This is a genomic window from Chryseobacterium jejuense, from assembly GCF_017877355.1.
Lineage (GTDB): Bacteria > Bacteroidota > Bacteroidia > Flavobacteriales > Weeksellaceae > Chryseobacterium > Chryseobacterium jejuense_A.
Genome location: NZ_JAGIPR010000001.1, coordinates 45,654 through 65,620 on the forward strand (window position 1 = coordinate 45,654; position 19,967 = coordinate 65,620).

Sequence of the window (19,967 nt, forward strand, 5' to 3'; positions counted from 1 at the left end):
TTATTTTTTAAAAAAAGATTTTACCCAATTATCAGTATTGTTTTCTATGTCATTATAACTGCCTTCAGCTTTAATGATGCCATCTTTCAGTACTATGATCCTGTCACCGGTATGCTTTGCACAAATCAGATCGTGGGTTATAATAATAGAGGTTGTATTGTATTTAATTTTGACATTTCGGATAAGATCTATGATTTCACGAGCTGTAACAGGATCTAATCCTCCTGTAGGCTCATCATAAATGATGATTTCCGGTTTAATAATTAATGCTCTTGCCAGTCCTATTCTTTTTCTCATTCCCCCGGACAGTTCTGCCGGTAATTGATCAATCGCTTCTTCCAGTCCTACATTTTGCAATGCTTCTATGACGGCAGATTCCATTTCCTGATCTGTGAGATTCTTATTATTATGCTGTAATGTAAAGATTAAATTTTCTCTCACAGTCATAGAGTCATATAAGGCTCCGTTTTGAAATAGAAAGCCAATTTTCATTCGTATCCGGTTAAGCTCATCCTCATTGAGTTTTGTGATATCTTTTCCCTTTATGAATATATCTCCTTTGTCAACCTTAGTGAGCCCTACCAGACATTTAACAGCGACAGATTTACCTGAACCAGATCTTCCCAATATGATAAGATTTTCTCCTTTTTCAACAGTAAAACTTATGCCGTTCAAGACCTTGTTGCTACCATAAGATTTATAGACATTTTTAAATTCTATCAGAGGTGTAACAGCTGCCGGCTGGTTATTCACGCCAGGTAAATTTTCAGTATTTTTCATTATAATTCAAAAAATAGGTCAGTTATCTGTACTGCTATCAAATCAATAATAAATATCATAAGTGAGGCTACAACAACTGCTGAATTTGCTGCTTTTCCTACACTTTTTGTCCCGCTTGAAGCATTAAATCCTTCATAGCATCCAATAATCCCGATGAAGAAACCGAAAAAAAAGGTTTTTATGATAGCCGGCAGTATATCTGCATATTCGAGGGATTCAAAAACATGAGAAAAATAATGTACTAAATTACTTTCACTATGCATATTAAGCCCAATAAAACCGCCTATTATTCCGACCAAATTAGTGTAAATTACTAAGAGAGGGATCATTAATGTTGTGGCCAGGGTTCTGCTTACCACGAGATACCGATAAGGATTGATGGCAGATACTTCCATGGCATCAATTTGTTCGGTGACTTTCATAGAACCCAGCTCTGCTCCAATACCTGATGAGACTCTTCCTGCACAGATCAATGCTGTAATTACCGGGGCGATCTCTCTTATTAATGACAAAGAAACCATACTGGGGATTAAGGACTCGGCTCCAAACCTTGCCATAGTAGGGCGTGATTGTATAGTAAGTACCAGTCCCATGATGAAACCTGTTATCGTTACCAGCGGTAATGACTGGTAACCAACAATAAAACATTGTCTTATAAACTCTTTGAACTCGAACCCCGGTTTGAAAATTTCTTTAAAAAATCGGAGAGAGAATGAAGTTATACTACCTACAAGAGTAAGCTGCTTTTTTAAATATCTTTCCACACTGTGATGTTTTATATATTTTAACTATCCACTATTTTTAAGAAATATTCTCAAATGATAAGTGAAAATTTATAGCCCGGAACTTTAAAAATTAGTAGCGATTATAGATTATACTCATAATCTACCTTTAATTCATTTTTGACTTTTTGTATACCCGGTGTTTTCCAGACAATACGTTCTGCCTCTTCTCTTTGTTGCCAAGTGTGTACTGTCCCATTTAATGTAACTGTTGTTCCTGATACTGATACATTAATGTCACTATCATCTATTGCGCTCCTCTTCAGTGCTTTTTTAATATCACTTTTTTCAACGGTGTTTTGGATTTCGGGATTGATGATGATATTATTATAAATTCCCTTAACTCCTGGAAGATACTTTACAGCATTTTCGGTAATATCACTCAGATAGTTCCAGGCTACTTCACCATCCAGATCTACCCATCCCTTTTCTACTTTTGCGATTATTTTATCTTCAGGAATAAATGTGTTTGATTTGAATGCGGAAATAATCTCTTTGCCTATTTCAATATCAGTTTTTACCCTTGGGTCTGGTAATTTTATTTCGATATTTTCTATCAGTACTCTCACTCCCAAAACATTTTTTGCGGTATGTTCAGCCTGTATTTTTTTTGCGTAACTATCAACAGTACCCGTTAATGAAACAATCCCATCCTTTACAATAACTCCAATTTCTGCTGATTGTAACATAGGTTCCCACTTGATGGCGTCCTGAACATCTTTTTGTAATTCTTCATTTGTTTTCATTTTGCTGTACATTTATACATCAAAGTTCCAAAAACCATGGAGAAGATAATATGATGTATATCACGATGAAATATGATGTACATCAGAGTAAATATTTGGTAAACTGTCCTTTATTATGGAAATTTGAATAGGTAGGAGTGCTGTTTTCGGACTGGAGCTAAACATGATCTCTAAATGCCCAGTTAACGGGGAACGGTAAACTTATAATGCTAAAATTTGGTAGTTTAAAAATAATAAAAATGAAAAAATCTATTTTAACAATCACATTGAACCCGTCGGTAGATAAAAGCAGTAGTGTTCAAAATATAGTTTCTGAAAAAAAAATGCGTTGTAACTCTCCTAAGTATGAAGCCGGTGGTGGTGGAATTAATGTATCCAGAGGATTAAAGAGATTGGGGATATCATCAGATGCTTTTTTTACTTCGGGGGGAAGAACCGGCAAGTTGCTGGAAGACTTACTTCAAGGTGAGCAGCTGAATGTATTACCATTCTATGTTGTGGCAGAAACGCGGGAAAATTTTACTGTTTCAGATATTTCAGATAAAAAACAGTACAGATTTGTATTTCCCGGAGATCCTTTAACCGAAGGAGAGCAAAAGGAAATTTTAAATAGCATTGAGGTAATGGATCAATTACCTGATTTTGTAGTAATCAGTGGCAGTCTTCCTATTGGGGGTGATCAGAAGTTTATGAAACAACTTATTAACCGGTGCAAGACAAAAGGGAGTAAGTTAATTGTAGACTCTTCTGGGGAGGTTCTCAAAATAGCTGCGGAAGAAGGTGTCTTTTTATTAAAGCCCAATATAGGAGAGCTGGCTTCTTTAGCAGGAAAGGAAAAACTGGAAGAAATTGATATAGATAAAACTGCCCGACTGATCATTTCTCAAGGAAAAGCTGAGGTTGTGGTAGTTTCATTAGGATCTCAGGGAGCAGTTTTATTTTCAGCAACTGAAAAAATTCAAATTGTGGCACCGGATGTTGAAGTAAAAAGTACTGTTGGTGCCGGGGACAGCATGGTAGCCGGAATGATTTCAGTTTTGATACAAGGCGGAAATTATAAAGAAGTTCTGTCAATGGGTATAGCTTGTGGATCAGCAACTACAATGGTTGAAGGAACAGGACTTTTTACCAAGAAAAATGCAGAGCGCTTACTTATGGAAATAAAGCACTACTCAGAATAGTTATTCTTATAACCTGTAATAACATCATTTAATTTGTTATAGATGAACGTAAATGCCAGGCCATTTTCTGATGTGTTTCTAAGAGACGAGTTATCAAATGACTTGTTGCTATGTCATGTAAGTCGTCCTTACAGTTTATGATATATCTACAAAGTATAAGAATAAGACTTTCATGATCTTCCAACAACTCTGTGATAAAAGCCTGACTGTTGTTTTCCGCTCTATTTTTTTCTGTAAGATGCGATAAACTCAGGTAGGTTTGTAAAGTTGCAGGTACAGTGTGGCCAATAGAACGTATTCTTTTGGCAATACTGTTTATGATTTTATCCAATTGCTTAGACTGATTTTTAAAAAAATTATACTTATCATTAAAATCAGATCCTTCCATATTCCACTGGGCATTTTTTGTTTTCATCAACAAGATGTTTTCATCTGCCAATATATTTATCAGTTCATCAGCAACTGCTTTACGATGATTTTCAGCGATTCCTATTTGTATTTTCATTTTTTAATTAGATTTATTGTTTTATTACGATCTGATATTTCACAGATTGATAACTGTCTTTTTTATTCTGCTGTGCAAAGCCTGTTCTTCTTTTATGTTAAAATTCTAATCCAGATAACTGTAAGAAGTAATGCCTTTCCTGTTGAGATATTTTGTCATTTCATCTTCGGCACTTCTTAGGTTGTTTTCATTTCTCAATAGTACCATTGCCAGTACTTTTTTCCAATCATTAGCATGTATATGTTTATCCGGATTCTGCCAGCTGCTTGCTATATGAGTGGAACTGTAGCAATTGCAAAGAACTGTACATATAAATATTGTAAAAAGGATAAGTCTGTGATATGGTAATTTATTTATGATTATGTGTTATGTTAATTCATCCCAAAGGTCACGAAACTGCATGAAAAATAATATGACAGGTATCACTGCGAAAAATGATGCTGGTCAGTTCATCAATTCAACATCTTAGAAGCATAAATTTTTAAATCAATTTACTTATAGCAATTATTGGGGGAGTTTTTACAAAAATAGATTAAAGTATAGCTGCATCATTATTTTTAGTGATGGCAGTCATTATTTGACAGTAAGGTAATTTGGAAATTTGTAGTATAAATTTCAGATTATGAAAGCTTTTTTAACATTCACCATTATTCTTTGCTTTGCAATAATCACACAAGCTCAGGATTTGAAAACAACGCAGGAGATTACTTCTTCACTTAAAGACAATATTACGCTCTCAAAACTGCATTACCCCAAATCGGTCATTAGGTTTTATGCCAGAAATAACTCTGAATGGGCATGGATAAATGCACAAAAATCAGATCAGTCTGAAATTGCAATGTTACTGCTGGAGTATTCTGAACAATTTGGACTGTCTTTATCTGATTATCATTGGGATACCATTTCTCTTCAGAAATTAAGGAGTTTGCGAGATACTTCTGCAGAAAAGGATCCAAAAGAGAAAGCAGTGTTCGATATTCTGATGACGGATGCCCTTATCACTTTCATCAATAATCTGCATTTGGGAAAATACAACCCTTTGTACAATTCATCATATATTGATACAAATGATATTAATGGATTCCGATCCGAAGATATACTAATGAATGCAAGACAGCAGAAAGATTTCCTCAAGACAATCCTCGAGGTTCAGCCTAAAATAAAAGCTTACACAGACTTTCAGAACTATTTAAATACGCTCTATGCGGAAAATGACTGTATGGCTCCACAAACGGGAATGGAAAAAATCATCATCAATATGGAGCGCTTACGATGGATTGGTACAAAAGATACGACCTATATTCTGGTAAATATTCCTTCCTATACATTAGAATTTCACCAGAAAGAGAATATATTTGATTTCAAAGTAATTATTGGAAAGCCAACTACCAAAACTCCGGTATTGGAAAGCCGTATTAATTATTTTACAACAGCCCCTGACTGGAAGGTTCCCCAAAGTATTTTCGTAAAAGAAATGCTGCCTAAAATCTTAAAAAATCCTCAATATTTAGAGAGCCATCATTATTCTATTTATGATAAGAACGGTAATCAAGTTGAAATAAGTTCATCAAAACTAAAAGAGATCCGTCAAAATCCTTATCGATATAGTGTAAGACAATCATCCGGATGTGATAATGCATTAGGAGCGGTGGTTTTTAGATTTGAAAACTCTTATGGAGTATATCTCCATGATACTTCTCAGAAACAATTGTTTAATAAAGGTGAGAGAGCTTTGAGTCATGGATGTATTCGTGTTGAAAATGCTGAGACGCTTGCATCCCTTATCTTAAAAAACGATGGCTCTGGAAATAAGATTCCCCTTTTAGAAAATGCAATGACTGAGTACAATAGAAAAGATTTTGTTTTAAAACAACCGATTCCCATCATTATTACTTATCTGACTTGCTTGATAAAAGAAGGAAAACCTGTACTGTATAAAGATATTTACCATTTTGATGATTCACTTGAGAATAAATTTAACCAAAATAAATAATAGAATTATGAGAACGATTGTAGTACCTACAGACTATTCAAAGCCGGCAAAAAATGCTGCATTTTATGCACTTCATCTGGCTAATGCTCTAAAGTGTAATATTGATTTGTGCCATGCCTTTGCTCTGCCGGTTGAAAGTCCCATGCTTGGACAGACTGCGTGGGCCTTATATGAATATCCGGCTTTACAGGATGAAAACAGTAAAGAGATGAAAAAATGGGTAAAAGTGCTTGAAGATAAAGAGAAAGCTTTATGGGGAGATGAGACTTTTCCTTATCATCCGTCGATATATTATTCTTGCGAGGGAGGCGATGCTGTTCAGGTAATCAATAATACAGCAGCCCATAATAAAACATTGCTTATTGTAATGGGGACTCAGGGTGCTGGGATGCTTGCCCGATTTATTTTTGGAAGCAACAGTCTTAAAATGATTGAAAATACACAACATCCGCTCCTGTTAATTCCTCAAAACCATAAGTATAAGGAAATAAAAAAGATCGCTTTTGCAACAGATCTGAAGAAAAAAGATATAAAAATAGCTCAATCATTGATTATGTTTGCCCAATACTTTGATGCTGAACTTTTAATTACCCATATTATTCAGAGCAATAATGATGTGACCCAGAATACTGCTTATGAGCATAAAAAAGAAGTGTTTTTAAAGGCTCTGGAAGGTAAATTCTGTTATAACTGTATTTACAGCGAAAATATAGATTACGGTTTAGATATACTGAAAAATAAAGATATTGATATCTTGGCAATGGGTCACGATCATCGGGATTTTCTCGAAAGATTTATCAAAAACAGCCATGCAGCCCGACAAGCTGCTACATTAGAAATTCCACTACTAATCATTCCGGAAATTGATCAGCTGTTTTTTTAATTAAGAATTCATTTTTTTAATCTTATTTTATATATAATAATTTAATGTTTTAACATTTTTCACATTCAAATGCCTTTAGTGTACTAAAATTCATAACTTTAATAATAGTTAAGATATGGATTATGGAAAGTACTAAACTTTTGCATGCTATTATAGAAACAGCGATTGATGGTATTATAACCATTGATAACAGGGGGAGAATAGAAAGCCTGAATCCCTCTGCGCTAAAAATATTTGGGTATAAAGAAGAAGAATTAGTAGGTAAAAATATTTCAGTACTGATGCCGGAACCTGATAAAAGCAGGCATGATGGGTACCTTCTTCATTACCAGGATACAGGAGAAAAGAAAATTATTGGAAAAGGAAGGGAAGTTAGAGGATTAAGAAAAGATGGGACACAATTTCCTTTCAGGCTTGCTGTAAGCGAAGTGCAATATCAGGATAGAGTGATTTACACAGGTTTTATCCACGATCTTTCCAAAGAAAAAGAAGCGGAAGAATCCCTTAAAAAATATGCCGTTGAGCTGGAAGAATTGGTCGAAAACAGAACAAAATCACTTAAAAAAATGCTTTATGAATTGGAAAAAGCAAAAGAAGAGTCTAGTATGGCCTTGGAAAAAGAAAAACAACTCAATCGGATGAAAAGCCGCTTTGTTTCAATGGCATCGCACGAATTTCGCACCCCTTTAAGTTCTATGCAGCTTTCTGCCGTACTTATTGAAAAATATCTTCAAACTTCGGACAATATCCAAATATTAAAACATCTTCATAAGATAAAAAATGCAATTGCCAGTTTGAATTCCATTCTCAATGACTTTCTTTCCTTAGAAAAATTGGATACAGGGATTGTAAAACCTCATTATGACTCATTTGATATTGTTAAGTTTTCAGAAGAACTCACAGATGAAATGCAGCTTATAACCAAAGAAGATCAAATCATTATTTATCAGCACACAGGATCAGAAAGCGAAATAAGCTTGGATCAAAACTTATTAAGAAATTGTTTAATGAACTTAATGAGCAATGCTATAAAATATTCAGGAGAACATACGTTGATTGAATTCTCTACAGAAATAAATGAAGATCAATATATGTTTTCAGTAAAAGATAATGGAATAGGAATACCTGAAGAAGATCAATCCGGTCTTTTTCAGCCATTTTTTAGAGCGCATAATATAGGAAATATTCCCGGAACTGGGTTAGGGCTCAATATTGTGCAGCGGTATGTAAATCTTATGGATGGTAGGATCCTTTTTGAAAGTAAATCAGGTAAAGGTACCGAGTTTACCTTATCATTTCAGAAAAAGTCAGTTAATAATACTCCAATTTAGTTCCAATGGAAAAAACACGCCTATTGATTATCGAAGATAATGATGATATCCGCGAAAGTACTTCAGAGATTCTTCAGCTTGCCAATTATGAAGTATTTCAGGCTTCTAATGGTAAGCAAGGAGTAGATATGGCTATTAAACATATCCCGGATGTGATATTATGTGATATTATGATGCCTGAACTTGACGGGTATGGAGTATTACATCTTTTAAGCAGAAGAGAGGACACTGCACTCATCCCTTTTATTTTTATTACGGCAAAAGTTGATCGGGGAGAAGTCCGAAAAGGAATAGAAATGGGTGCTGATGATTATCTTACCAAACCTTTTGATGATATGGAACTTCTCAGTGCTATTGAAAGCCGATTGAAAAAGAAAGAACGTCAGAAAAGCCTTTATAGCAATATTCTTACTCAAATGACAAATTTATTTCATGGTTCACATGGACTTGATGAATTAAATAAAGCTTTTGATGAACGAAAAGTGAAGTCCTTTAAAAAGAAGCAGATTATATATTATGAGGGTGATACAGCCAATGCTGTTTATTTAATTATATCAGGCTCAGTGAAGACAACAAAGATGACAGAAGATGGGAAAGAACTTATGACAGGAGTCTATAGTCCGGAAGAATATTTTGGAATTACTTCGTTATTTGCAGGAAAAGAATATAAAGAGACGGCTCAGGTATTGGAGGATGCTACACTTTGTTCGGTTCCCAGAGACGTAATTGACCAATTACTGTATAAATATCCTGATATAGCAGAAAAGTTTATTAAAATCCTTGCTCATCATGTTATTGCCCACGAAGAACAGTTATTGCAGCTTGCTTATTTTTCTGTAAGAAAAAGAATGGCAGAGGTACTTCTTAAACTACATACAAAATATCCCCACACTGAAAATTTTGAGATTTCCAGAGAAAACCTTGCTTCCATGGCGGGAATGGCTATTGAAACGGTAAGCAGGATTCTCAGCGATTTTAAAGAAGAAAATCTAATAGACAGAAATGCGGGCAGGATTACGATACTGGATGTTTCACGTCTTCAGAAATTAAAAAACTAATACTTGTCACGTTTTATAATGATTTTATACATTGAATAGTTCTATTGAGTTCAATACATTTGACTATTCAACAGACATTATGAAAGTGATAGTTTATAACATAAATCAAGAAGAAAAAGAACTTCTTGCATTGGCTAATCATAAAACACACAAGATTACCATCATAACAAATCCTTTGAATGAAAATACAGTTCATTTTGCAGAGGCAAAAGATGCTGTCATTATCATGAGTCAGGAAAATCAGCTTTCACATAGTTTTATCCTGAAACTTATTTCATTGGGAATACAATACATCATTTTAAGATCGGCAGAAAAATTTTTTACTGATTTATCAACTATTATAAATTCAGGAATACAATATGATATTATTAAATGTGCCGATTCAAGACTGGCTGTTTCCTTGATTATTGAAACTTTAAATGGTTGGGAAAAAAGTGACCGGGATCATATGAAAACCTAACTGAAATCATAGTCTGCATGCTGTTTCCATAATACCTTTGGAGTATCAAACTAAAATAATTTTTATTATGAAAACTTTAGAAAAAACCAATCAGTCTCCACTGGCGAATGTGATAGAAGATTTCTGGAAAAATGACGGATTTTTAGATGAATCAATGAAAATGGAAATGTCCATTAATATCATTGACAGGAATGGTGTATATAAGCTTAAAGTATCAGCTCCGGGATTCAAGAAAAAAGATTTTAAGGTAGCAGTGGAAAACGGATCACTGGTTATCAGTGCTGAAAAGAGTGTAGAGAAAAAAGAAGAAAATGAAAATTTTGTAAGAAAAGAGTTTTCTGCTTCCTCATTTTCCCGCAGTTTTCGTTTACCGGAAAACATCACTTTGGGTCATATAAAAGCCAATTATAAAAATGGATTGTTAAATATTACGATCAGTAAAACTAATCTGGATAAAAGGGAAGTAAAAGAAATTAAAATACGTTGATTTTTTTTCACTATTAATTCATAAAACCTGTTATTCATTTGAATAAATTTTCAAATGTCGTTTAATCGAGATTATTTTCAAATGAGCAACTGGGGTATAAAAAATAAAGAGATGGATACTATGATTATAAAATCCTTTGGAGGAGCGGGAACGGTCACCGGATCCAAGCATTTGCTAAAAACTTCCGAGCTTACCATATTAGTCGATTGCGGATTGTTTCAAGGGGTAAAATCGCTGCGTGAACAAAACTGGGAATCGTTACATATCGATTTAGCAGAAATAGATGTTGTCATTCTTACCCATGCCCATCTGGATCATTGCGGATATATACCTCTTCTTGTAAAAAACGGGTTTAAAGGTAAAATTTATATGACTGAACCCACGAAGGAACTGACAAAGTTAATCTTACTGGACAGTGCAAAATTACAGGAAGAGGATGCAGAAAAAGCAAACTATCATCATTATACCAAGCATAATCCTGCAAAACCCTTATACACGATAAATGATACTGAAAAATCTTTTAAACAATTTTTTACTGTTAAGGAAAATATCAGCCTACAATTAAGCAATCACATACAGTGCAGATTCAAGTCCTGTGGTCATATCATTGGAGCTTGTTCTGTAGAAATTGTATGTTTTGATAAAACTATTATTTTTTCAGGTGATATAGGGCGAAACCACAGTGCTATTCTCCCACCACCTGATTTTTTCACTAAAGCTGATTTTTTAGTGATGGAATCAACTTACGGAGACAGGCTGCATGACAACACAAATTTGTATGATAGTTTGGAGCATTGGATCAATCTTACGGTTAAAAACCATGGAAATATAATTATTCCGAGTTTTGCCGTTGGCAGAGCACAGGAACTCATGTATATTCTTTATCAGCTCAAGAAGCAGAACAGAATCCCTTACAACCTTCCTGTAATTATGGATAGCCCGATGGCGGCTTCAGCCACTGATATTATGGTTGAATATGCAGAATATACCACTGTAACTAAAGAAAAATGGCTGGATATTATTGAGAATATCAATATTAATAGAGAGTATACGAATACTCAGGAAATCGTTCATGATAAGCAAAGTAAAATAATAATTGCTGGAAGCGGTATGTTGACAGGGGGGCGTGTGCTTGAATATTTGAAACATGATATAGGAAATAGCCGGAATACAGTACTGATTGTTGGGTTTCAAGCAGAAGGTACTCGTGGAAGAGCATTAATTAACAGGTCTCATGAGTTGAAAATTCACGGAAAATATTACCCTGTAAAAGCAAATATAGTTGAGTTAACGGGATTATCTGCCCATGCGGATCAATCTGAACTGATGGAATGGATAAAAAAATATAAGAATCCCCCTAAACAAATCATGCTGGTTCACGGCGAACCCTCTGCACAAGAAGCATTACGGGTTAAAATTCAAACAGATTTGAAAATACCTGTTAAAATTTTGATAAAAGATAAGGAAGTGGCGTTGAGATGAGGGATGATATCGTTTAATTGATTTATAATTTACTTTATGGAACTTCTTACCAAAAATGCCATACAAATTCCAGAAGACTGTTATCTTCTGAAAAATGATAAAGGTGTGGTAATTTAAAATATCAAAATTATTAGTTAATAGATTGATTTTTAAAGTGTTAATTGCTTTTCTGAGGTCTCGATATCATTATTTTGCAGATGTAATACGAATGTAAAAGCACACCGATGGAACATCCGATAAATACAGGAGGAGTATTCATCAAAACGCCATAAACAATAATAAATTGCATTGGCAGTAAGCGAACAAACCCTGAGATAAAGAATATTCTTCATCTATTACGGACATAAAAATATTACTAGAATATCTTTTCAGTATTAGATTTTATTTGTGATATAAAACCTTACTGTTTGATTCTCATATTTTTCTAAATAAAGCTAGCCTGTGAATGGTGTACACATACATACTATATAGATATAATGCGAATGAAATTAAAATAAATAAGGAGGTGGTATTTTCCCGAGTCTTGAATACTGGCATTCCTCCATAAGGCCATACTTCATGTAAGTGCTCATACGCTCTATAAATCGTTGTATCCATTCATCAGGAAGAAAAGACATGAATTCATTCCGCATAATAGCTGTCTCATGAAACAGTCCGTTCTCATGGACAGACGGATTTCTTCCCTGCAGTATAGAAAGCATTTGTATTCTTATTTTTTCCAACTCTTTTATAGGGCAAAGTCCATAGGTATCATCAAAGACGGCAATCCAGATCATCCAGCGGTTGCAGGGTATAATATGTTCGTCGGGAATTGATAATGCTTCAGGAGTCATTCTTGCAGCAGCCATATGCAGCATCTGCAGTTTGTATCTTTCTCTTGCCTCTTCAGTCAAAAAAGTGTAAGCGTTATCATACCAGTCATCAGCAGCTTTTTTCATAAGCTCTGTAGGGGGCGAAATACCATCGGCCCAGGGATAGTATCCTGGAGGGAAAAAATCCTTTGGGTTAATTGTTAATTTTCTCTCTGTTTTCATAGGTTTGATGAATAGATTTTTTTAAAATAAATTTGTCAAACGGGTTATCATGGTGTATGATCATTTATATTGAATAAAGCCTGCATATCCTCTTTGCTCACAATAGGTTCTGCAGCTTCCAGAATCCTTTATTGTATAATGCAAACAGATGGTATAACCGATTGAAGTGTCTTATTATTCCTTTATAAAAATACTGTGTGGAATAATAATATCATCACCTTCTCTACCGTATTGAGGTACAATAAATGCCTTATGCTCATATCTGCTGGTGCCTGAATTATAGTACCAGTCTGGACAGCCACTTATTTGCAATTTAATATGATAAACATGATTATATGCTTCTTCTTGAAAAGAACCAAAGTCCGGAAGAGATTGATGCAAATCATCCAGCTCCTGAGCATATGCGTCATGCAGTTTCATAGCTTCTGTACAGGCTTCTTGATAAGAAATTTTATATTGATGTCTTAGAATAAAAATAATATTCAAAGATTCACTTTCTATTTCAAGCTCTTTTTTAAGAGAGGCAAAGTCATTCTGTATCACAATAATCAGAGATAATAGTTCTCTGCAACGCTGTATAATAGGATGATTGTAAATATGAACAGGTAATGCATAATTAACTGCAGGATCTATCAGATCCCCATAAGGCCACATTCCTATAGAATATTTTCGGAAACTAAGATAGTGGGCAAGTAAGGGATATGTTCTATTTTCAGCTTGTTTGAAGGGTATTTCTTCCATCATGCCATACATGATAAATTCATAAAAGTTAATGGAGACACGGTCTATCCAAAAACGAGGCATAAATGTTTCCCATTCTTTTCTGGCTTGTGCCATCTGGCGCAGAATACCAATCTCGTCTTCATGTGGATCTTCACCCATCATCACTTCATATACACGGTCTGCCATTATTTTCAATTCATTTGCAGGAGTCATCCCAAAAAAATCATCAAATAATGTGATATAGATCATTAATCTGGCACAGGGACGCATGCGCTCCATGCTGTCGCATGTTGGGTTCATATAAGTAGCGACCCTCGATAGAAACTGAGGTTTACATCTTTTTATTCCCTCTTCAGAAATAAAAGTATAGTCATTATCATACCATGCCTTTTCTTCTTCATCAAAAGCATTGGCAATTGGGCTGGGAATAGTTGGCCATGGATAACGGCACTGTGGAAGGATTAATTCTTCTTTCATTGTTGATTTGTTTTTAATATACTACATCTGTAATCCATATTCCGGTCTTGGATATTCTCCCGGTACTTCGTAGTAAGGTGATTTCCCCAAATGGTACCAGGCTCCCAATCCTGAGATCATCAACGTCATATGATGTACAAAGTTTTCTACATCCTTTTGAATAGCACCAAATTCCGGAAGGGTAGTCTTTAGTTCTACAAATTCCCTTACATAGTCATCATGCATCTGCATAGCTTCCATACAGGCTTCCTCCAATGAAATTTTGTATTGATGTTTTATGACAAGTATAATATTGAGCACATCCGGGCTTATTACCAATTTCTTTTCTATAGATGCAAAGCTATTCTGGAGGACCATAATACGGGACATCAGTGTCTTCAGCCGCTTAATAACAGGATGTTTTGAAACAAAATCCGGTGCAATAAAACCCATAGACGGTTCAACCGGATCAGAATAAGGATACACAGAGATTGAATATTCACTCATGAGGAGAAGATGGCTTAATGTTGGAAATTCCTGTTTTAATTTATAGGGGTTTTCCTCCATCATTCCATAAGTGGTGTAGTCATGGAAAGACTCTGCCCAACGTTGAAACCAATTGTCGTTAACGTAAGGACGGAATTCATCTCTGCTCAATGCAACCTGTCTCAGTAATCCGATGTCACCAGGTCTGGGATCTTCGCCCAGCATCACATTCATAATGTCATCTCTGACGGAAGCTAATTCTTTTACGGGGCAAAGCTCATAATAATCCTCATATAACGTTAACCAAACCATAAATCTTGCAATGGGTCTCATCTGCTCCATTGTTTGGGTAGCCGGAAACATATATGAGGCTGCTTGTACCAGATTATTTCTTTTGTATTTGGTTCTCGTTGCTTCAGACATGAACTGGTAGTCTCTATCAATCCAGTCATTCTGTTCTTCATAAAATGATTCTGCAAAAGGTGCAACTTTATAAGCCCAGGAATGTTGTAAAATAGGGATGTCTGATTGTTTCATTATTGTATATTTTAGATTAAAAAATATTTTTGCTTAAAGTGTTATCGAACCTGGTTCAACTTTTCTTTTAGTTCTCCTGCTTCCGGAAATTCCATGGCATTGTAACGATCCAGTTTTGTAGATACATTTTTCCATCCACTAAGCACCATGCTCATATAATGAACCCAGTTAACCACTGCATCCTGCCATATTCCAAAGTCAGGAAGAGAAGCCTGCAATTCTACAAATTCTTTCAGGTCCTCATTGTGAAGGCGCAAATCCTCAAGACATGCCTCCTTCAGGGACATCTGCCGTTCATACTGAATCACCTTTACAATATTGTAATAAATACTGTCGGTTGCTTCGTCTTTCAATACAGATTGTACTTCATTGAAAAAAGTAACAAGGTGGCATGCCAGTGTCTGTAAACGGATGATCACGGGATGCTCGTGGATCTCTTGTGGGAGTACGATTCCTGTTTCTAATTCCGTAAGCTGTAGAAAAGGATAAAGACAGATAGAATTTTCACGCAAAGCAATGCATTCGCTCACACTGGGATAAGCTTTGTTTTTCTTGTATCTTAATTCCGTTTCTAATCCTGTAAAATACCTGCTGATCATTTGGGTGAAACGGGCTACTGACTCCTGCGGGATAAACTCCAATAGTTCTGCTCTTAATGAAGCCAGCATGGGGCCTAAGGGGATTCCTGAGTCCTCGGCATTGATCTCTCCATTCAGTATGGCAATAGATTGGGCGTGTACATATCCTATATCTTCAGGTTCACTTTCTTCATACAGATCATCATTGTATAGGGTCCACAGCATCAGTCTGCAGACGGGCTTGAATCTTTCGGGTGATGCCGTTGGAAACCATTGTGCTGCAATATGCGCTGTTTTGGTCTTTTTGTACTTTTTCCGAAGATCGGGGTTCTGTTCATACAGCCAGAGATATTCTCCATCAATCCATTGATTTTCAGTGAACTGTTGTAGTTGTTCAGCATTGGGGTTTTTTAATGTGGGGAACGGATACCTGAACTGTTTTCGAAGGAGTTCAAGGGTACTAAAATTTTCAGTATTCATATTGTGATGATTATTGGTTTTGTTTTCATACTAATATACAATCGTATTGTATTATAATTGCATTTTATTTCACATAAAATTGAAATTTAATGTTAATATGTCTTAAAATGGTAATATTGATAGGGGAATTTTAAATATGATTTTTTTTAAAATAGGGTAAGAAATTTGGAATATCTTAAATTAAATTACTCCATTGAATACTTTTTACGATCCCATTTTAACATAAGAAAACCCCGATAATATAAAATTGAAAAAGGAAATAGAGTAGAATCTGAAAAAAATGATTGATATGTTGAAGGACTTTCAATATTTTTTACCTTTTATCAAATCTGATCTTTGAATAAATATGTTTCGTGCAGCTATTGATTTCATTTGTAAATCAATTTTACCCGGTTGTTTTTTATTAAAGAACTTGTTTAAACTCTTTATTTAAAAAAGTTTAAACAAGTTCAATACCTTTAAATGAGATTGGAAAAGAAATAAATCACCTAAAGAAAAAGAGATCATATTTTTTCAAAGAAATTCACCACGAAACAATAAGAGAAATAGAAGTCATCTTGACTTTTGTATGACCTCCATCTACATCACCACTTATGATAATAACCAAAAACCGCTTTATAATGAAATATCATCTTACTAAAAAGCTGTAATACTGGTAAATGATATCATTGAATACCTGTTTTAAGTTTATAAAGGATACAATTAATGATCTCACAGATAGGAACTTTGGATTTGAAACCTCTTTTTCCTTGGGGAATAGAAGAATTCTATTATATCTTTGCTCAGTACTTAGTACAAGGGATTGGATTTTTTTTGTTTAGCAGCACAAATTTCTAAATCCCTTTTTTAATTTTAAAAAGTCAAGACCACTTCATTATAATAAAGACAGACCCGGAAGTCTGTCTTTATTTGTCTCCATAGGAATTTTAAAAGAGGGATTTTGTGTTCTTAGAATCGTAAATTATGGAGTTATTTTAATATAGGTCATGGAGGTTCTGCCATCTGCATTATTAAAAACAATACCTGCTAATGTTGTTGATCTTATACCAGCATAATAGGTGGTGGGTCCTGCAACAGTAGTTACCAAAGAACCTGTACCTGTTCCACCAATTACGTTCCTATTAGTATCAGCTGAAGTTACAATTAGTATTTCTGTATTAGGAACTATATTTCCAGCTGTTGGTGCAGTGCTTAAAAAACCAGTGAGATAACCAAACCCACCTGTTACCTGAATTTCACCACGTATACTATAGGTAATAAGATATGTTCCAGCAGTTGGCAGTGTAATACTGGTGAGGTTATAATTAAAACCATTGGCAGGTATATTGGCAGTGCTAGTTAGTACAGACCGCCCTGATGCAGGTGCAAAGGCATTCCCTGTAACTGTTACAACATTTCCTGACTGGTCGACACCTAAAGTAGCGCCGGCAGAAACAGGGGTAGAAGAATTTAAGTTGGAAAATTTTAATCCTGAAGTATTACTGATATTCGAATTAATTTCCAACTTGTTAGTAGGTGTAATCGTTCCTATACCGATTTGGCCCGTCGAAGTGAAAACAAAATCATTAGCCTGTTGTGCAATATTGGGAGTACCTGCTACAGGATTGTCTTTATTTCCATCTATATGGAAAGTGCCTTGTGGATTGTTTGTATTTATTCCTACTTGGGAAAAAGTCAAAATGGAAATTAAAAATAACGGTAAAAAAATAGTTTTTTTCATTTTTATATAATTTAAAATTTTATTGTTTACAAAAGGATTTCTTTGACTGTAAAAACTATTGTAAACGAAAGGATAGAAATATTTCACCGCAAAACTACTTATGGGAGTCATTAAAAAAAAACATTTAATCTATCATTATACTGTTATTGATAATTGTCTATTTGATTGTAAATTAGATATTTATATTTTTGCTTTCATGATTAAGAAGTTTAATGAATGCAGATGGCAATATTTCTGTTTCTTTTTTAAAAACAAGCGAAAATTTATTAGGAGACGAAAAACCACACTCTTCGGCTAAAGAAGCAATTTTAAATTTTCTGTATTCAGGATTATTCTTAAGCTTTTCGATAATATAGGCGATTTTCAGCTCATTGATATAATTATAAAAATCTTTTTTTTTGTGTGTATTGATAACATGCGAGAGATACCTGTTGTTAGTATTACAATAAGTAGCCAGATAAGGGAGCGATAAATTTTTTCGGTTAAAAATTGTAGATTTTTCAAATTCTTTTAGTTTATATAGAATTTTTTCCTCTGTATCGCTGGTCATGATTAGTGTTTTGCTTTCCAAAAATTTAGTTTCATTGATTTCTTCAGATAAAGCTTGTATAGGGGTGGTATTTTCAATTTCGGTACTGACTGTTGCTATTTTATTTATAGAACTAATGACATCCTGTTTTGTTTCGTTAGACTTTTTTAGAACTTGTTTAAAACGTTTAATAATTCTTTTTTGCTTTCTTCTGTAAAAAATAAAATAGATGCTACTGCCAAGTAATAATAAGCTGCCCAGCAAAAAAAGATATTTATTGACATTGCTTTCCTTTTTTATTACCTTATTTTCTTTTTTTAGATTGGAATAAGTGTGATTTATAATATTATAAGATTTATCTATTAAATCTCCTTTTATTGAGTCTCTCTTTTTTGCTAAGTCACTAACTTTATTCATATTGAGAGTAATTTCATAATATCTTTGAGTAGTACTGTACATCACATTCTTTAACTCAAGATCTTTTGTTTTTTTTGAATAATCTTCCATAAGGCCGATGTATTTTTTTGCTTCATGAAGATTATCCTGATCCATATATATCATAGCCAAACCATTATATACAAGACAGGTAATAAAGTTGGTAGGTATTGTACGTAATGATTTTAACGCATTCTCATAATGTAATTTTGCTTTGTCCGTATTTTTAAGGTTATAATAGTTAAGACCAAGTAATTGCTCGTTATTCCCTGATCTTGTAGATGTAATTTCAGGACTTTGTTGTATCGAATTGAAATAAGATTGAGCTTTATTGATATAGAAAATAGACCTATTATAATTTTTTTTATGCTCTTCATAATATGCCATTTCCTGCATGAGAAGACCTTTCATTTCATTTGCAAATTTTTTGTCTTCGATATTTTCAGATACTTCAAATGCGATTTGGTAATACATTTTAGAATCGTCGTAAAGTCCTAAAATTCGGTATTGAGTTGCAAGAAAACCATATACACGGGCTTTTCCAATATTATTATCCATATTAGAAATAATTTTTTCCGCTTTTAGGGCAAATTCAATGGCATTCTTCAAATCCCCGGAATGTTGATATAATGAAGCAGAAAGCATCAGGCTTCTAATTTTCAAAATAGGTGTTTCTGAAATGGTATATAGTGAATCAGCCACTTTCAGTGCTTTTTTCATATTTACCTCAGAGGTTTCTAGATAAGTTTTATTATAAATAGAATTGAAAGAAATAATATCCTGAGAGTAAATAAAATTAGTTAAAAAAAGAAAAAATAAAATAAAGGATTTGTTCATTTGGTTATTGCTTTTGTAATTTATTTTCCACTATAAATGAAAAATTTCCCTTCAAAATAAATTAGAGTTTTTATTTTGATGGAAAATTTATAGTGCAAAAATATGTTATTATGCAATGAATTATTACTTGTATATATTAAGAAAAAAATAAGAAACCGATTTCTATCGGTAAATATCAAAGGAGAAATCATGAGACGCTCGAATGATATTGGGATACTAATATTATTTGGTTTATCAAGTTGTTGAAATGCAATTGTTTATCTTGTGGTTAGCTAGGGTGCACAAAGGGATTTAGCTTTTCAATGGTTTAATAAATTTTATTTGTTTTTTATATTACCATTATACGCTTATTGATACATTATAGTATCAGATAAAGAAAAAATAAAAATTGAAATAAGTGAATGATTAAGTAATTATGAACCATATTACTGCTGTCAAAGAATGTCCAATAATTTTTTTCGGAG

Annotated in this window: 18 protein-coding genes; 8 read left to right on the forward strand and 10 right to left on the reverse strand. The window is 34.0% G+C overall.

Annotation, left to right across the window (positions count from 1 at the left end):
* From J2772_RS00230 to J2772_RS00240, 3 genes are all read right to left on the reverse strand, one after another.
* Positions 1-780, reverse strand: coding sequence for an ABC transporter ATP-binding protein (locus J2772_RS00230; protein ID WP_209912323.1), 780 nt, complete (start codon positions 778-780; stop codon positions 1-3).
* Positions 780-1,544 (reverse strand): MlaE family ABC transporter permease, encoded by a 765-nt coding sequence (locus J2772_RS00235; RefSeq protein WP_209912324.1) that lies wholly within the window; start codon positions 1,542-1,544, stop codon positions 780-782. Before J2772_RS00235 ends, J2772_RS00230 begins: the two co-directional genes overlap by 1 nt.
* Before the next feature lie 101 nt (positions 1,545-1,645).
* Positions 1,646-2,308, reverse strand: coding sequence for a BON domain-containing protein (locus J2772_RS00240; RefSeq protein ID WP_209912325.1), 663 nt, complete (start codon positions 2,306-2,308; stop codon positions 1,646-1,648).
* A 239-nt stretch (positions 2,309-2,547) separates the two neighbouring features.
* Here J2772_RS00240 and J2772_RS00245 point away from each other — a divergent pair, with 239 nt between their 5' ends.
* Positions 2,548-3,489, forward strand: a complete 942-nt coding sequence (locus tag J2772_RS00245) for a 1-phosphofructokinase family hexose kinase (RefSeq protein ID WP_209912326.1) — start codon at positions 2,548-2,550, stop codon at positions 3,487-3,489.
* A 28-nt stretch (positions 3,490-3,517) separates the two neighbouring features.
* Here J2772_RS00245 and J2772_RS00250 read toward each other — a convergent pair whose 3' ends face one another.
* Complete coding sequence (locus tag J2772_RS00250; protein ID WP_209912327.1) at positions 3,518-3,994, reverse strand: Dps family protein; 477 nt, start codon at positions 3,992-3,994, stop codon at positions 3,518-3,520.
* A gap of 622 nt (positions 3,995-4,616) precedes the next feature.
* Here J2772_RS00250 and J2772_RS00255 point away from each other — a divergent pair.
* From J2772_RS00255 to J2772_RS00285, 7 genes are all read left to right on the forward strand, one after another.
* Complete coding sequence (locus tag J2772_RS00255) at positions 4,617-5,987, forward strand: L,D-transpeptidase family protein (RefSeq protein ID WP_209912328.1); 1,371 nt, start codon at positions 4,617-4,619, stop codon at positions 5,985-5,987.
* A 7-nt stretch (positions 5,988-5,994) separates the two neighbouring features.
* Positions 5,995-6,870: a universal stress protein gene (locus J2772_RS00260; RefSeq protein ID WP_209912329.1), complete on the forward strand. Its 876-nt coding sequence runs from the start codon at positions 5,995-5,997 to the stop codon at positions 6,868-6,870.
* 122 nt (positions 6,871-6,992) lie between these two features.
* A complete protein-coding gene (locus J2772_RS00265; protein WP_209912330.1) occupies positions 6,993-8,201 on the forward strand; it encodes a PAS domain-containing sensor histidine kinase in 1,209 nt (402 codons plus the stop codon).
* 5 nt (positions 8,202-8,206) lie between these two features.
* Positions 8,207-9,259, forward strand: a complete 1,053-nt coding sequence (locus J2772_RS00270) for a response regulator (RefSeq protein WP_209912331.1) — start codon at positions 8,207-8,209, stop codon at positions 9,257-9,259.
* 79 nt (positions 9,260-9,338) lie between these two features.
* A complete protein-coding gene (locus J2772_RS00275; protein ID WP_245365013.1) occupies positions 9,339-9,719 on the forward strand; it encodes a hypothetical protein in 381 nt (126 codons plus the stop codon).
* 67 nt (positions 9,720-9,786) lie between these two features.
* Positions 9,787-10,206: an Hsp20/alpha crystallin family protein gene (locus tag J2772_RS00280; RefSeq protein WP_209912333.1), complete on the forward strand. Its 420-nt coding sequence runs from the start codon at positions 9,787-9,789 to the stop codon at positions 10,204-10,206.
* A 111-nt stretch (positions 10,207-10,317) separates the two neighbouring features.
* Positions 10,318-11,688: an MBL fold metallo-hydrolase RNA specificity domain-containing protein gene (locus J2772_RS00285; RefSeq protein ID WP_209912334.1), complete on the forward strand. Its 1,371-nt coding sequence runs from the start codon at positions 10,318-10,320 to the stop codon at positions 11,686-11,688.
* Positions 11,689-12,176: 488 nt separating this feature from the next.
* On the opposite strand, the gene J2772_RS00290 is transcribed toward J2772_RS00285, so the two are convergent.
* The 6 genes from J2772_RS00290 to J2772_RS00315 all read right to left on the reverse strand — a co-directional run bounded on the left by J2772_RS00290 (position 12,177) and on the right by J2772_RS00315 (position 19,386).
* Positions 12,177-12,722 (reverse strand): terpene synthase family protein, encoded by a 546-nt coding sequence (locus J2772_RS00290; protein ID WP_209912335.1) that lies wholly within the window; start codon positions 12,720-12,722, stop codon positions 12,177-12,179.
* 174 nt (positions 12,723-12,896) lie between these two features.
* Complete coding sequence (locus tag J2772_RS00295) at positions 12,897-13,922, reverse strand: terpene synthase family protein (RefSeq protein WP_209912336.1); 1,026 nt, start codon at positions 13,920-13,922, stop codon at positions 12,897-12,899.
* 21 nt (positions 13,923-13,943) lie between these two features.
* Positions 13,944-14,924 (reverse strand): terpene synthase family protein, encoded by a 981-nt coding sequence (locus tag J2772_RS00300; RefSeq protein ID WP_209912337.1) that lies wholly within the window; start codon positions 14,922-14,924, stop codon positions 13,944-13,946.
* Positions 14,925-14,965: 41 nt separating this feature from the next.
* Positions 14,966-15,982 (reverse strand): terpene synthase family protein, encoded by a 1,017-nt coding sequence (locus J2772_RS00305; RefSeq protein ID WP_209912338.1) that lies wholly within the window; start codon positions 15,980-15,982, stop codon positions 14,966-14,968.
* 961 nt (positions 15,983-16,943) lie between these two features.
* Positions 16,944-17,702 carry a hypothetical protein gene (locus tag J2772_RS00310; protein WP_209912339.1) on the reverse strand — a complete coding sequence of 253 codons (759 nt, stop codon included), beginning with the start codon at positions 17,700-17,702 and terminating at the stop codon, positions 16,944-16,946.
* Positions 17,703-17,874: 172 nt separating this feature from the next.
* Positions 17,875-19,386 (reverse strand): helix-turn-helix domain-containing protein, encoded by a 1,512-nt coding sequence (locus J2772_RS00315; protein ID WP_209912340.1) that lies wholly within the window; start codon positions 19,384-19,386, stop codon positions 17,875-17,877.
* Positions 19,387-19,967: the final 581 nt, after the last annotated feature.

Excerpts from the sequence above, each read along its gene's own strand:
- J2772_RS00285 (WP_209912334.1), top strand. The coding sequence starts at position 10,318 with ATGGATACTATGATTATAAAATCCTTTGGAGGAGCGGGAACGGTCACC.
- J2772_RS00300 (WP_209912337.1), bottom strand. The coding sequence starts at position 14,924 with ATGAAACAATCAGACATCCCTATTTTACAACATTCCTGGGCTTATAAA.
- J2772_RS00290 (WP_209912335.1), bottom strand. The coding sequence starts at position 12,722 with ATGAAAACAGAGAGAAAATTAACAATTAACCCAAAGGATTTTTTCCCT.
- J2772_RS00295 (WP_209912336.1), bottom strand. The coding sequence starts at position 13,922 with ATGAAAGAAGAATTAATCCTTCCACAGTGCCGTTATCCATGGCCAACT.
- J2772_RS00255 (WP_209912328.1), top strand. The coding sequence starts at position 4,617 with ATGAAAGCTTTTTTAACATTCACCATTATTCTTTGCTTTGCAATAATC.
- J2772_RS00275 (WP_245365013.1), top strand. The coding sequence starts at position 9,339 with ATGAAAGTGATAGTTTATAACATAAATCAAGAAGAAAAAGAACTTCTT.
- J2772_RS00280 (WP_209912333.1), top strand. The coding sequence starts at position 9,787 with ATGAAAACTTTAGAAAAAACCAATCAGTCTCCACTGGCGAATGTGATA.
- J2772_RS00260 (WP_209912329.1), top strand. The coding sequence starts at position 5,995 with ATGAGAACGATTGTAGTACCTACAGACTATTCAAAGCCGGCAAAAAAT.
- J2772_RS00305 (WP_209912338.1), bottom strand. The coding sequence starts at position 15,982 with ATGAATACTGAAAATTTTAGTACCCTTGAACTCCTTCGAAAACAGTTC.
- J2772_RS00250 (WP_209912327.1), bottom strand. The coding sequence starts at position 3,994 with ATGAAAATACAAATAGGAATCGCTGAAAATCATCGTAAAGCAGTTGCT.
- J2772_RS00310 (WP_209912339.1), bottom strand. The coding sequence starts at position 17,702 with ATGAAAAAAACTATTTTTTTACCGTTATTTTTAATTTCCATTTTGACT.
- J2772_RS00240 (WP_209912325.1), bottom strand. The coding sequence starts at position 2,308 with ATGAAAACAAATGAAGAATTACAAAAAGATGTTCAGGACGCCATCAAG.
- J2772_RS00270 (WP_209912331.1), top strand. The coding sequence starts at position 8,207 with ATGGAAAAAACACGCCTATTGATTATCGAAGATAATGATGATATCCGC.
- J2772_RS00315 (WP_209912340.1), bottom strand. The coding sequence starts at position 19,386 with ATGAAAAAAGCACTGAAAGTGGCTGATTCACTATATACCATTTCAGAA.
- J2772_RS00245 (WP_209912326.1), top strand. The coding sequence starts at position 2,548 with ATGAAAAAATCTATTTTAACAATCACATTGAACCCGTCGGTAGATAAA.
- J2772_RS00230 (WP_209912323.1), bottom strand. The coding sequence starts at position 780 with ATGAAAAATACTGAAAATTTACCTGGCGTGAATAACCAGCCGGCAGCT.
- J2772_RS00265 (WP_209912330.1), top strand. The coding sequence starts at position 6,993 with ATGGAAAGTACTAAACTTTTGCATGCTATTATAGAAACAGCGATTGAT.